Annotated in this window: 12 protein-coding genes; 4 read left to right on the top strand and 8 right to left on the bottom strand. The window is 69.8% G+C overall.

Annotation, left to right across the window (positions count from 1 at the left end; translation table 11 throughout):
- The first annotated feature begins 59 nt into the window (after positions 1-59).
- Positions 60-1,031 (top strand): LLM class flavin-dependent oxidoreductase, encoded by a 972-nt coding sequence (locus tag EAO75_RS06520; protein ID WP_147994005.1) that lies wholly within the window; start codon positions 60-62, stop codon positions 1,029-1,031.
- 38 nt (positions 1,032-1,069) lie between these two features.
- Complete coding sequence (locus EAO75_RS06515) at positions 1,070-1,447, top strand: hypothetical protein (protein WP_147994004.1); 378 nt, start codon at positions 1,070-1,072, stop codon at positions 1,445-1,447.
- 109 nt (positions 1,448-1,556) lie between these two features.
- On the opposite strand, the gene EAO75_RS06510 is transcribed toward EAO75_RS06515, so the two are convergent.
- The 4 genes from EAO75_RS06510 to EAO75_RS06495 form a co-directional block, all read right to left on the bottom strand.
- Positions 1,557-2,972, bottom strand: coding sequence for a sugar porter family MFS transporter (locus EAO75_RS06510; protein WP_147994003.1), 1,416 nt, complete (start codon positions 2,970-2,972; stop codon positions 1,557-1,559).
- Between the two features lie 230 nt (positions 2,973-3,202).
- Positions 3,203-6,757 (bottom strand): chromosome segregation protein SMC, encoded by a 3,555-nt coding sequence (smc, locus tag EAO75_RS06505; protein WP_147994002.1) that lies wholly within the window; start codon positions 6,755-6,757, stop codon positions 3,203-3,205.
- Between the two features lie 253 nt (positions 6,758-7,010).
- On the bottom strand, positions 7,011-7,214 hold the full coding sequence (locus EAO75_RS06500) for a hypothetical protein (protein WP_030048901.1): 204 nt from the start codon (positions 7,212-7,214) through the stop codon (positions 7,011-7,013).
- Between the two features lie 382 nt (positions 7,215-7,596).
- Positions 7,597-7,878, bottom strand: coding sequence for an acylphosphatase (locus EAO75_RS06495; RefSeq protein ID WP_147994001.1), 282 nt, complete (start codon positions 7,876-7,878; stop codon positions 7,597-7,599).
- A 152-nt stretch (positions 7,879-8,030) separates the two neighbouring features.
- Here EAO75_RS06495 and EAO75_RS06490 point away from each other — a divergent pair, with 152 nt between their 5' ends.
- Positions 8,031-9,182: a CAP domain-containing protein gene (locus tag EAO75_RS06490; protein WP_147994000.1), complete on the top strand. Its 1,152-nt coding sequence runs from the start codon at positions 8,031-8,033 to the stop codon at positions 9,180-9,182.
- A gap of 78 nt (positions 9,183-9,260) precedes the next feature.
- Here the strand turns inward: EAO75_RS06490 and EAO75_RS06485 are convergent, their stop codons facing one another.
- Positions 9,261-9,611, bottom strand: a complete 351-nt coding sequence (locus tag EAO75_RS06485) for a hypothetical protein (protein WP_147994313.1) — start codon at positions 9,609-9,611, stop codon at positions 9,261-9,263.
- 279 nt (positions 9,612-9,890) lie between these two features.
- A complete protein-coding gene (locus tag EAO75_RS06480; RefSeq protein WP_147993999.1) occupies positions 9,891-10,481 on the bottom strand; it encodes a flavodoxin family protein in 591 nt (196 codons plus the stop codon).
- Between the two features lie 122 nt (positions 10,482-10,603).
- Between EAO75_RS06480 and EAO75_RS06475 the strand changes: the two genes are divergently transcribed.
- Complete coding sequence (locus EAO75_RS06475; RefSeq protein ID WP_147993998.1) at positions 10,604-11,005, top strand: winged helix-turn-helix transcriptional regulator; 402 nt, start codon at positions 10,604-10,606, stop codon at positions 11,003-11,005.
- Here EAO75_RS06475 and mutM read toward each other — a convergent pair.
- Both mutM and rnc read right to left on the bottom strand, forming a co-directional pair.
- Positions 10,978-11,838 (bottom strand): bifunctional DNA-formamidopyrimidine glycosylase/DNA-(apurinic or apyrimidinic site) lyase, encoded by an 861-nt coding sequence (gene mutM, locus EAO75_RS06470; protein WP_147993997.1) that lies wholly within the window; start codon positions 11,836-11,838, stop codon positions 10,978-10,980. The genes EAO75_RS06475 and mutM overlap by 28 nt on opposite strands.
- 94 nt (positions 11,839-11,932) lie before the next feature.
- Positions 11,933-12,718, bottom strand: a complete 786-nt coding sequence (gene rnc / locus EAO75_RS06465; RefSeq protein WP_147994312.1) for a ribonuclease III — start codon at positions 12,716-12,718, stop codon at positions 11,933-11,935.
- Between the last annotated feature and the right edge of the window lie 14 nt (positions 12,719-12,732).

The following is a 12,732-nucleotide window of genomic DNA, read 5'->3' as shown; positions in this document are numbered from 1 at the left end:
GTCTGACACACCGTCAGCTAACGTCCGCCTTCACACCCGCCCGGTGAAGGGGGACCCCCATGCCCGTCACGGTCGTACGTTTCAACCTCGTCGAGCCCGACGCGACCCCCGCCTCGCTCGCCGCCCGCTACCGGGCGGCCCTGGAGATGGCCGCGTACGCCGACGAGCACGGCATCACCACAGTTCAGACGGAGGAGCACCACGGCGCCGACAACAACTGGCTGCCGTCGCCGTTCGCCTTCGCGGCGGCCGTCTTCGGCGCTACGCGGCGCCTCGCGGTCACCGTCTCGGCGATCATCGGGCCGCTGCACGACCCGCTGCGGCTCGCCGAGGAGATCGCCGTTCTGGACCTGCTGAGCGGCGGGCGTCTCGTGACGGTCGCCGGGATCGGGTACCGGCCCGAGGAGTACGCCCTGTTCGACGTCGAGTGGAAGCGGCGCGGCAGGCTCCAGGACGAGCTGCTGGAGACGCTGCTGAAGGCGTGGACGGGTGAGCCCTTCGAGTACCGGGGCCGTACGGTACGGGTCACCCCGCGCCCGTTCACCGACCCGCACCCCCTGCTCCTGGTCGGCGGCTCCTCGAAGGCCGCCGCCCGCCGGGCCGCCCGGCTCGGCCTGCCGTTCTTCCCCAGCGCGCATCTGCCGGAGCTGGAGGCGTACTACAAGGAGCGGCTGGTCGAGTACGGCACCGAGGGCTGGACCATGATGCCGGCCGCCGAGACCCCCCTGCTGCACATCGCCGAGGACCCCGACCGGACCTGGGCCGAGCACGGCCGGCACTTCCTGCACGAGGCCCGCACCTACGCCTCCTGGCAGTCCGGCGACATCCGTTCGGCGGTGAAGTCGGCGGCCACGACGGTGGAGGAACTGCGTGCCGAGGGCGTGTACCGGATCGTGACGCCCGAGGAGTGTGTGGCGCTGGGGTTCGACAACTACGTGCTGCACCCCTTGTCGGGCGGGATGCCGGTGGAGGAGGGGTGGCGGAGCCTGCGGCTGTTCTGCGAGCGAGTGCTACCGGCGATGGAGGGCTGACCTGGCCCGGTCGGGTACCGGAGTGGTGCACTGGGCGCATGAGTCTGTGCGTGGATGTGTTCGTGCGTGAGGCGGACGGAAAGTGGCGGGTCCTCGACGTGCCGGAGGGGTGCGACGACTCGGCCGGATTCGAGGTCTGGCGCGAGACGGTGTGGGGCTCCGCAACGGTGCGCTCGTTGGGCGCCCGGTTCCTGCCCGTGCTCGCCGAGAACGATCTGTACGTCGAGGCGCACGAGGTGCGCGCCTTCCGGGACGAGGTCGCGCTGCTGCGGGCGAACCTGGAGCTGATAGCCACCACCACGCGGCGCCCGCGGGAGATCACGGAGCACAGGCTTCAGATCGAGACGCGGCTGGAGAACATCGAGGCGGCCGCCCTGCGCGCCCAGGAGCTCGGAGCCGGCGTCCTGATCTGGTGACGTACCAAGGCCGCCGCCCCGGCTCGGGCAGTGGCCGAGCCGGGGCGGCGGCGGGTTACGGGGAGAGGGGCAGCGGGGACTTGGCCCTTCCCCCCGAGTCCGGGGGCGGTCAGCCCATCTCCTCCAGCTTCTTGCCCTTGGTCTCGGGCACGAACTTGAGGATGAACGGGATGGAGAGGAAGGCGAACACCGCGTACATGACGTAGGTGAGCGACAGGTTCCACTCCGACAGGTCCGGGAAGGTGATCGTGATGACCCAGTTGGCGATCCACTGGGCCGACGCGGCCACGCCCAGGGCGGCGGCGCGGATCTTGTTCGGGAAGACCTCGCCGAGCATGACCCAGACGACCACGCCCCAGGACAGGGCGAAGAAGAGGACGAAGGCGTTGGCGGCGATCAGTGCCACGTAGCCCTGCGCGGTCGGCAGCGGGTCGCTGCCGTTCTGGAAGGAGAAGGCCCAGGCGGCGGCCGCGAGCGAGATGCCCATACCGATGGAGCCGATGAGGGCCAGCGGCTTGCGGCCGATGCGGTCGACGAAGATCATCGCGATCACGGTGCCGATGATGTTGATGATCGAGGTCTCGAACGAGTAGAAGAACGAGCTCGACGGGTCGACGCCCACGGACTGCCACAGCAGGTTCGAGTAGTAGAAGATGACGTTGATGCCGACCAGCTGCTGGAAGACGGAGAGGCCGATACCGATCCACACGATCGGCAGCAGGCCGAACCGGCCGCCCATCAGGTCCTTGAACGTGGACTTGTGGTCGCTCTTCATCGCCTGCTCGATCTCGGCGACCCGGCCGTCCAGATCAGCGCCGCCCTCGACGTCGGCGAGCACCTTCTTCGCGTCGGCGAAGCGGCCGACGCTGATCAGGTAGCGCGGGGACTCGGGGATCGCGAAGGACAGCAGGCCGTAGATCACGGCGGGTACGAGCATCACGCCGAGCATCCACTGCCAGGCCTCCAGGCCCGCGATCGTGCCGCGCTCCTCGCCACCGGCCATGTTCAGCAGGGCCCAGTTGACCAGCTGGGAGATGGCGATACCGATGACGATGGCGGCCTGCTGGAACGAGGCGAGCCGGCCACGGTACGCGGGCGGGGCGACCTCGGCGATGTAGGCCGGGCCGATGACCGAGGCCATACCGATGGCGATGCCGCCGAGGACACGCCAGGCGGCGAGGTCCCACGCGGCGAACGGCAGTCCGGAACCGACGGCACTCACAGCGAACAGCACCGCCGCGATCTGCATGACGCGGATCCGGCCGATGCGGTCGGCTATGCGGCCGGCGATGGCGGCGCCGAGGGCGCTGCCGAGCAGGGCGCTGGCGGCGACGGTGCCGGTGACGCCGGAGCTGAGGTCGAACCGGGCCTGGATGCCGCCGTTGGCCCCGTTGATGACGGAGCTGTCGTAGCCGAACAGGAAGCCGCCCATGGCAGCCGCGGCGGTGATGAAGATGACGTGCCCGAGATGTTCGGGGTGAGCCGTCCTGGCTCCTGATGTGGACGCCTGCGCTGTGCTGGTCACGTGTACTCCTGAGGCACCGGCAACGCTGCCGGGTGGGGGTCAGCCGTTTCAGGCAGTGATACCTGAAGTTAAAAGCAACGTTGCAGACCTTATTCCTTCAAGTATCGAAGTCAATAGGGGGGCTGCTGTGAATTTGAAGACGCAGTCAGGTGACGTGTGTTCACTTCTTGAAGTGAAGGTGAAGAAGTGAAGGCCGACCGGCTGATCCGCCGAGATCGTCGGCCCCGGCGTCAGCGAAGCTTCTGGCTGATGACCTTGGACACACCGTCGCCCTGCATGGAGACGCCGTACAGCGCGTCGGCGACCTCCATCGTGCGCTTCTGGTGCGTGATCACGATCAGCTGCGAGGCCTCCTGCAGCTCCTGCATGATGCGGATCAGCCGCTGGAGGTTGGTGTCGTCGAGGGCGGCCTCGACCTCGTCCATGACGTAGAACGGGCTCGGCCGGGCCTTGAAGATCGACACCAGCATGGCGACCGCGGTGAGTGAGCGCTCACCACCCGAGAGCAGGGACAGCCGCTTGACCTTCTTGCCCGGGGGCCGTGCCTCGACGTCCACGCCAGTGGTGAGCATGTTGTCGGGATCGGTCAGGATCAGCCGTCCCTCGCCACCGGGGAACAGCCGGCTGAAGACGCCCTCGAACTCCCGGGCCGTGTCCCAGTACGCCTCCGTGAAGACCTGCTCGACGCGCTCGTCGACCTCCTTGACGACCTGGAGCAGGTCGGCGCGGGTCTTCTTCAGGTCCTCCAGCTGCTCGCTGAGGAACTTGTGCCGTTCCTCCAGCGCCGCGAACTCCTCCAGCGCGAGCGGGTTGACCTTGCCGAGCTGCTGGTAGGCGCGCTCGGCGGCCTTGAGCCGCTTCTCCTGCTCGGCCCGGACGAAGGACTTGGGCTGGTTGCGGGGATGCTCGGGGTCCTCCGGGAGCTGCTCGCCCTCGGCGGCCAGGGAGGGCGGCACGAGCTGGTGGGGGCCGTACTCGGAGACGAGCCCGGCGGGCTCCACGCCCAGCTCCTCCAGGGCCTTGGTCTCCAACTGCTCGATCCGCATCCGCTTCTCGGCGCCGAGGACTTCGCCGCGGTGGACGAAGTCGGTCAGCTTGTCGAGCTCGGCCTTGAGGTCGCGGCCCTCGCTCCGGGCGGCCGTGAGTTCCTGCTCGCGGCGCGCCTTGGCGGCCTCGGCGGCGGTGCGCTCCTCGTCGGCGCGGGCGAGGGAGACCTCGACGTGCAGGAGGAGTTGCCGGGCACCGGAGGCGACGGCTTCCGCGACGGCCGCCTCGTGGCGCAGCCGCGCCCGCCGCTGCTCGGCACGCGCGCGTGCCTCTCGTTCGGCGCGGGCGGCCCGGTCGAGCGAGTCGGCCCGTCCGGCCAGCCCCTTGACCCGCTCCTCGTGCGTACGGACCTGGAGGCGGGCCTCCATCTCGGTCTGGCGCGCGTTGGCACCGTCGGCGGCGAGACGGTCCCGTACGGAGGTGTCGGGTTCCTCCTCGACCGGCATCTCCTCGGCGACGGCCAGCCGCTCGGCCAGCTCCTCGACCTCCGTCAGCGCCTTGTCGAGCGCCTCCTGCGACCGCGCGGCGGCGGCGACGGACCGCTCGGCCTCGCCCGCGGCACCGCGCGCCTGCCCGGCGAGCCGGCCGAGCTGCTGCGCCACGGAGGACTTCTCCCGGTCGGCCGCCCTGCGGCGCTCCCCCAGCTCCTCGACGAACGCGGCACACTCCTTGCGCCGCTCGCCCGCCGCGTGCTGAGCCTCGCTCAGCTCCTCGCACCGCACGGCCAGCTCTTCCAGCTCGGCCGCGGCCTCGTCCACGGAGGCCTGCACTTCGAGCAGGCTCGGCGCCCCGGCGGACCCGCCGTGCGCGAAGTGCGCCCCGAGCAGGTCGCCTTCGGCGGTCACGGCGGTCAGGTCGGGGTGGGCGTAGACGAGGTCCTCGGCGTCCTCGAGGGTGGCGACGACGACGATGCCCCGCAGGAGGCGGCGTACGGCGGGCATGAGCTCGTGGGGACCCCGGACCAGGTCGGCGGCGTGCGGCGGCCCGTCCGGCCTCGGTTCCTGGCCCGCTCCGTCGGGGGTACCGCTCAGCAGCAGCGCCGCCCGTCCCCCGTCCTGCTTGCGCAGCAGCCGGATCGCCTCCGCCGCCGCGGCCGGTGACGTCACCGCGATCGCGTCCGCCGCGGCGCCGAAGGCAGCCGCCAGCGCCACCTCGTGGCCCGGCGACACGGTCAGCAGTTCCGCGGCCGGACCCAGCAGACCGGTGAGGCGGTCCTTCGCGCCGAGCAGCGCGCCCGTGCCGTCCTTGCGGCGCAGGCCGAGGGCCAGGGCCTCGCGGCGGGCCTGCGTCGCGGCGCGGCTGCGCTCCGCCGCGGTGGCCGCCTCGCGGGCCGCCGTCAGGGCGGCCTCCGCCTGCGTGAGCTGCGCCTTCGCCGCGTCGTGCTGCTCGGCGAGCTCCACATCCCCGGCGTCCAGGCCGTCGACCTCGGCCTTGAGTGCCTCGTACTCCTCCTGTGCGCAAAAGGCCCGCTCCTGGGCCTCGTCCCGTGCGGCTGCCAGGCGCTCTATCTCCGACTGGGCGGCGGCGGCACGCGAACGGGCCGCGTTGACCTGGCCGTTCAGCCGGGCCAGACCTTCGCGCCGGTCGGCGATGGCGCGGGCGACATCCTTCAGCCGGCGCTCTTCGAGGGCGAGCTCCCGCTCCAGTTCGGCGCGGTGGGCGACCGTGTCCTCCAGAGCCCGCTCGGCCGCTTCGAGCGCAGCCTCCAGCTCGGCCTCCTGCTCGCGGATGCGGGCGGCCTCACGCTCCATGTCCTCGGGGTCGCGACCCCGACGCTCCTCCGGCGGCGCGGACGTCGCGCTCTTCACCCGCGCGTCGGCCAGCGAGATCGTGCCGCGCACCCGCTCGGCCAGCTGGGACAGCTCGTACCAGGTCTGCTGGGCCCGCTGGAGGCGCGGCGTGAGTCTGCGCACCTCTTCCTCCAGGAGGGCCTCGCGCTGGAGCGCCTTCTTCAGATCCTGCTCGGCGGCCTCCTTGCGCTCCTTCAGCGCGGCCTCGTCGGCGACCTCGGCCTGCAGCGCCTCGCGCAGCCGTACGAGGTCGTCGGCGAGGAGGCGGAGCCGGGCGTCGCGCAGATCCGCCTGGATGACGGCGGCCCTGCGGGCGACCGCCGCCTGGCGGCCGAGCGGCTTGAGCTGTCTGCGCAGTTCGTCCGTCAGGTCCTGCACGCGCGCGAGGTTGGCCTGCATCGCGTCCAGCTTGCGCAGCGCCTTCTCCTTGCGCTTGCGGTGCTTGAGGACGCCCGCGGCCTCCTCGATGAAGGCGCGCCGGCCCATGGGGTCCGCGTGCAGGACGGAGTCGAGCTGGCCCTGGCCGACGATGACGTGCATCTCGCGGCCGATGCCGGAGTCGGAGAGCAGCTCCTGGATGTCGAGGAGGCGACACGTGTCGCCGTTGATCTGGTACTCGCTGCCGCCGTTGCGGAACATGATCCGCGTGATGGTGACCTCGGAGTACTCGATGGGCAGTGCCCCGTCGGAGTTGTCGATGGTCAGCGACACCTCGGCGCGGCCCAGCGGCGGGCGGCCGGTGGTGCCGGCGAAGATGACGTCCTCCATCTTGCCGCCGCGCAGCGACTTGGCACCCTGCTCGCCCATGACCCAGCTGAGCGCGTCCACGACGTTGGACTTGCCCGAGCCGTTCGGACCGACGACACACGTGATGCCCGGCTCGAACCGGAGCGTGGTCGCCGAGGCGAACGACTTGAACCCTCGGAGGGTCAGGGCCTTGAGGTGCACGCCGGTGGACTCTACCTCCCGGGGAAGTCTCGCTCCATGAACCCACGGTTTCACCGGTGAACGTGCAGGGCACACCAGACGTTAAAGAGGGTGAAAGGATGCGCGGGGCAGTAAACAGGGGGCAAGAAAGAAGGGACGCCGAAGCGTCCCTTGCAACTTCTGATGTCCGGCAAGCCGGACGTCTGACAACTACTTAGCGGTTGGATACAGGCCGCCCAACCACTGCTTGTGCTGTCGTGGAGCGATGCAGTGATCAGGTGAGCGCAGGCTCCGCCTGGTGTGCGTCGATGCTCTCCATGATCCTGTCGTGAGAAGCGGCAGCCGTCAGCGCGTCGTTCTCGGCCTGAATCCGTCCGAGCTCGGATTCGAGGTCCTGGACACGCTGCTGGAGCCGTCGCATCTCGGCGAGGAGTCGAGGGTCGGAGCCGCCGACGTAACCGAGAAGCGCCTTTGCCATGATGGATGGTCCTCCACACTGAGTGACCGACCGAAGCGGTGTGGGTCGTGAGGGATTCGCACCCGCGGTTGCTTGGCAGGCCTGGACTTGTTCTGCCGTTCAGCCACGCCAAACAGCTAAGGTGCGCGGGGCTTTTAGCGTCTCACCAAAAAGTTTGACGGTCAACACGATCACGCCCCGTATTGGCGGGCAAACCCGGGTGCACACGGCCGCAGACGGCTGCGCGGCGACTCCTGCGGGCCCCGCGGGGCGTGGCGATCATCCTTAAGTGCGGAGCCTGCCACCGCGCGCCGTTCTTGGCAACCACCTGCTCATTTCTGCTCGGGGCAGTTGCCGGTGGCAGGTCCCTCCGCTTGCTACTGGGCCTGTTTACAGAATCGGCTCAGCGGATGGCGAAGCCGTCGTAACCCCCGCGAGGTGTGTCCCAGATCTCGGTGACACCGTCCACCCGCCCGGGCGTGTCGGCGCCCTGGAGCCAGTCGAGCAGCCCCTCGCAGCCGCCCCGGGGGCCCTCCGCGACCACTTGGACCCGGCCGTCGTCCAAATTGAGAGCAAAACCACTCAGGTCGCCGATCTCGAGGGCCTTGGCCCGCGTGAACCAGCGAAAACCCACACCTTGGACGCGTCCCCGCACCCAGGCGACCAACCGCACATCCTCGCTCATGACTGCAACCTAACGGGCCAATGTCTCTCGGGGCACTCCCTCCTCTGGCGCCATGCGGTACCGTCCCGACCCAATGAATCTCATATGAAACTCACTCGATCGTGTGAGTTCTGTGAGGACGTTCAGACCGCAGGGACGAGGAAGGCCAGTACATGGGACGCCACCGACGCTCCGCCGCCGGACGCGCCGCCACCGGCCGCGCCACGGGGGTCACACACACGGACGGCTCTTATACGGAGGGCCACGACCCACGGGACTCGTACGCGAGCGAACGCCCCGCGAGAGGCATCGCGCCCTATCTGAATCCGGAGGCGTACGCCGAGGCCTACGCGATGAGCGACGCCTACCTCTTCGCCACGGAAGAGGACTACGACCGGATCACCGACCCCACGACCTTCCCGAGCGACGACGCCACGGCCACCGCGGTCTTCCACAGTGACGGCTTCACGCCCGACGGCGGCTCCCGGCGGCCCGGCACGCACCGCCGCCGTAAGAAGAAGGCCGCGGCTCCGGTGAAGACCGGGCTGCTCGGCGTCTCCGCGGCGGTGGCCATCGGCACGGTCGCGGTGGCCACGGGCGTGGTGCCCGGCATCGACAACTACCAGCTCGGCGGCAGCAACGGCACGGACCGGGTGCAGGCCGCCGACAGCCCGACCAACTCCCCCGCCGAGCAGGGCGGTACGTCCGGCAGCGCCGACCGGGACGACAGCGGCGAATCGACGAGCCGTGACATCGAGCGGCCGACCACTCCGGCCCCGTCGACCTCGTCGGCCGCGCCGACGAAGACGCCGTCGAAGAAGCCGTCGGCCACGCCCAGCAAGAAGCCGAAGGAGACTCCTTCGCGGACGGCCACCAAGGCGCCGCAGAAGGACAAGAAGCCCGAGCAGGGCCAGGAAAAGACCACCCCGCCGGTGACGGTGTCCGCCCAGGCCGCCGCCGCTGCCGAGGTACTGAGGCTCGTGAACGACGAGCGCGCACAGGTGGGCTGCAGCCCGGTCGCCGCCAACAGCTCGCTGGCCGATCTGGCGCAGGACTTCAGCGAGGACATGGCCCAGCGGGGCTTCTTCGACCACACCGACCCGAACGGCGCCTCCCCGTGGGACCGGGCCGCGAAGGCCGGCATAGCCGACCTCGGCGGCGAGAACATAGCCCGCGGCCAGGCCGACGCGGCCGCCGTGATGGAGGCCTGGATGAACAGTCCCGGCCACAAGGCGAACATCCTGAACTGCGACTTCAAGACCCTCGGGGTCGGTGTGCACATCGGCGCCGGCGGCCCTTGGTGGACGCAGGACTTCGGCTACTGAGACAGCCGCAGGTCACCTTGCGCGGCTCGGGCCGAGGCGCCTGAACGGATCGAGCCCCGCACGGAAGTGATGTCCGGGTCAGGCCGTCCGGCCGTCGTGGGCCTCTCTGTGCATACCCGTGCACAGGGCCCAGACGATGAAGATGTTGATGGCGACCAGTGCCAGGGCCCATAGAGGGTAGTACGGCACCCACAGGAAGTTGGCGAGCGCGCCCAGGCCGCCCACGAGCACGCCGAAGAAGCGTGCCCACAGCGCTCCGCCGAGTACGGCGCAGCCTGCAAGGACAGTGACGATTCCCAGAATGAGGTGGACCCAGCCCCAGCCCGCCAGGCTGAAGTCGAACACGTAGTGACGTGTCGCGAGGAACAGGTCGTCCTCGGCAACGGCAGCGACACCCTCGAAAATCGCCATTGCTCCGCCGAAGATCATCAGTGCAGCGGCGAAGACGGTGGTACCGGACGTGGGCCCGTGCCAGGGGCGCGGGTCGACGTTGGCCCATTCGGGTTGAGGGGCGTCACGGGCCATGCCGGCCTCCTTGGGTCGCAGAGCCATCCGGTCAGCCGAGTTTCCCGGACTGACTCGATCCCTGATCTCAGCCTGGCACGACGGCACTCCGTCGGCATTCCGACGCCGTGGCGCCGACCACATGGGGGCTCCCACCCGGTGACGAACACCGGCTGGGAGCCCCTCGTGCGTGTTCGCCCGCGCCTACGCGGCGACCGCCGAGCGGCCGAGGGCGAACACCTTCGCGGTCTCGGTCACCCGGCGCCCCAGGTGCTCGGCCGTGGCCACGTCGGCCTTGTGGACGGCCTCCGGGCCCTGGTCGGCATTGGTCTGGGCGGCGGCGCCGGTGAAGACGCCGAGGCGGTTGAGGTCGTTCTCGGAGCCGGCGCTGTTGTTCCAGCCGGGCAGCAGGCCGAGGTTGATCCAGTGCATGCCGAGCTGGCCGGCCAGGATCTGGAAGAACTGCAGGGTGTGCAGCTTGTCGCCGCTCTTGGAGGCGGAGTTGGTGAAGCCGGCGGCCAGCTTGTCCGTCCAGGCCTGCTCGGCCCAGCGCTTCGAGGTGGCCTCGGCGAAGACGTGGAAGGCGCCGGACGCGGTGCCCATGTAGGTCGGCGAGCCGAACACGATGGCGTCCGAACCGTCGAGGATCGTCCACTGCTCCTCGGTGATCTCGTCCACCTTGATCAGATGCACCTCGGCACCGGCCTCGACGGCACCGGAGCGGACGGCCTCGGCGATGACGGCGGTGTGGCCGAAGCCGGAGTGGTAGGCGATGGAGATGACGGGGGTGGTCACGTAGGCACTCCTGAAGTAGGCAGCTGGGTATTGGCCAGCTCACTGGCAATGACGAAAGGAAAGCACTAACTTCCAGTTAGTGCAACCTGCCGGTTAGCGCTGCGTTCGAGTACGCTTCAGATATGGACATCACGCAGGAGCGCACGGAGGAGCAGGACCTCCCGTACAACGTGTTCGCCAAGGCCTGCCCCTCGCGCGGCACGCTGGAGCACGTCACGGGCCGCTGGGGCGGGCTCACGCTCGGCGCCCTGTACGAGGGCTCGCTGCGCTTCAACGAGCTGCGCCGGCGGATCGACGGCGTCAGCGAGAAGATGCTGTCCCAGACGCTGCACGCCCTGGAGCGGGACGGCCTGGTCCACCGCGACGCCCAGCCGACGAACCCGCCGCGGGTCGACTACGAGCTGACGCCCCTCGGGCGCGGGGTGGCGGAGCGACTGCTGAGCCTCATCCACTTCGTGGAGGGGCAGATGGACGACGTGCTCGAAGCACGCCGGAGCTACGACGAGACGCGCGGCGCCCTCTGACACTTCGGGCAGAAGTAGCTCGACCGGTTCATCCAGGGCCGCCTGCGCATCGGCGTACCGCACCGCTTGCAGGGCAGCCCCTCACGGCCGTACGCGTCGAGCGAGCGGTCGAAGTAGCCCGACTCGCCGTTGACGTTGACATAGAGGCTGTCGAAGCTGGTGCCGCCGACCGCGAGGGCCGCGTTCATCACGTCCCGGACATGGCCCAGGAGTGCGAGGCTGCGCGGGCGGGTGAAGGTGCCCGTCGGGCGGTCGTAGTGCAGACGGGCGCGCCAAAGGGCCTCGTCCGCGTAGATGTTGCCGACTCCGCTGATCAACGACTGGTCGAGCAGGGCCCGTTTGATGGTCGTCCGCTTGCGGCGCAGGGCCTGGTGGAAGGCCTCGTCGTCGAAGAGCGGGTCGAGGGGGTCGCGGGCGATGTGCGCGATGACGTCGGGCAGGCCGTCCGCAGTCGTGTCGTGCAACGACAGGCCGCCGAAGGTGCGTTGGTCCACGAACCGCAGTTCGGTGTCGACCGCGTCCGCGAACCGCACCCGGATCCTGAGGTGCTTCTCGTCGGGCGCGGTGTGCGGCTGGACCAGCAGCTGACCGCTCATGCCGAGGTGGGCCAGGATCGACTGACCGGTGTCCTCCAGGGGCAGCCACAGGTACTTGCCGCGGCGGCTGGCGACACCGACGCGATGACCCTTGAGGCGGTGCGCGAAGTCGTCCGCGCCGGCGATGTGGCGGCGTACGGCACGCGGGTGCAGCACCTCGGCGTCGGCGACCGTACGGTGGGCGACCCACCGCTCCAGGCCACGCCGCACGACCTCGACCTCGGGCAACTCGGGCATGGGATCTCCCGTACACACCTTGCGGGTATGGGCCGAGCGCCCGCCCACGACCAATTACGGGGCCGGGACGGGCGCTCGGATCGCGCTTGTTCGGTCAGGCGGAGGCCGACGCGTCCGCGTCGGGCTCGGCGGCGTTCGCTGCCGCCTTCTTGGCGCGCTCCTCCGCGGCGGCCTTGATGGCCCGCCACGCGGATTCAGCGGCCTGCTGCTCCGCCTCCTTCTTGCTGCGGCCGGTGCCGGTGCCGTACGAGACGCCTCCGACGCGGGCGGCAGCAGTGAAGGTCTTCTCGTGGTCGGGGCCGGTCTCCGTGACCAGGTACTCGGGCACGCCGAGCCCTTCGGTCGCGGTGAGCTCCTGGAGACTGGTCTTCCAGTCCAGGCCGGCACCGAGGTTCGAGGACTTCTCGATCAGGGGGTCGAACAGGCGGTGCACGAGCTCCGCCGCAGAGTCCAGGCCCTGGTCGAGATAGACCGCGCCGATCACCGCTTCCAGGGTGTCGGCAAGGATGGATGCCTTGTCCCGGCCGCCCGTGCCCTCTTCACCGCGGCCGAGCCGGATGAAGGAGCCCAGGTCGAGCCCGCGGCTGACCTCCGCCAGCGCACGCGAATTGACCACCGCGGCCCGCAACTTGGCCAGCTGGCCTTCGGGCAGGTCGGGGTGGGTTCGGTACAGCGTGTCCGTGACGACGAGGCCCAGGACGGAGTCCCCGAGGAACTCCAGGCGCTCGTTGGTCGGCAGACCGCCGTTCTCGTACGCGTAGGAACGGTGCGTCAGCGCACGCACCAGAAGGGCGGACTCGAGCTTGTACCCGAGCCGCCCTTCCAACAGCGTGTGGGACGAGGCCGTGGTCTCCGCAGAGTTTTTCTTCGGCGTGGACACAGTGCCTCTCACCA

Source organism: Streptomyces sp. UW30, assembly GCF_008042075.1.
Taxonomy (GTDB): domain Bacteria; phylum Actinomycetota; class Actinomycetes; order Streptomycetales; family Streptomycetaceae; genus Streptomyces.
The sequence above is the reverse complement of the archived record's forward strand: the minus strand, read 5'-3'. Positions and strand labels throughout refer to the sequence as shown.

Excerpts from the sequence above, each read along its gene's own strand:
- EAO75_RS06475 (WP_147993998.1), top strand. The coding sequence starts at position 10,604 with ATGGACATCACGCAGGAGCGCACGGAGGAGCAGGACCTCCCGTACAAC.
- EAO75_RS06500 (WP_030048901.1), bottom strand. The coding sequence starts at position 7,214 with ATGGCAAAGGCGCTTCTCGGTTACGTCGGCGGCTCCGACCCTCGACTC.
- EAO75_RS06520 (WP_147994005.1), top strand. The coding sequence starts at position 60 with ATGCCCGTCACGGTCGTACGTTTCAACCTCGTCGAGCCCGACGCGACC.
- EAO75_RS06490 (WP_147994000.1), top strand. The coding sequence starts at position 8,031 with ATGGGACGCCACCGACGCTCCGCCGCCGGACGCGCCGCCACCGGCCGC.
- mutM (WP_147993997.1), bottom strand. The coding sequence starts at position 11,838 with ATGCCCGAGTTGCCCGAGGTCGAGGTCGTGCGGCGTGGCCTGGAGCGG.
- EAO75_RS06485 (WP_147994313.1), bottom strand. The coding sequence starts at position 9,611 with ATGATCTTCGGCGGAGCAATGGCGATTTTCGAGGGTGTCGCTGCCGTT.
- EAO75_RS06515 (WP_147994004.1), top strand. The coding sequence starts at position 1,070 with ATGAGTCTGTGCGTGGATGTGTTCGTGCGTGAGGCGGACGGAAAGTGG.
- EAO75_RS06495 (WP_147994001.1), bottom strand. The coding sequence starts at position 7,878 with ATGAGCGAGGATGTGCGGTTGGTCGCCTGGGTGCGGGGACGCGTCCAA.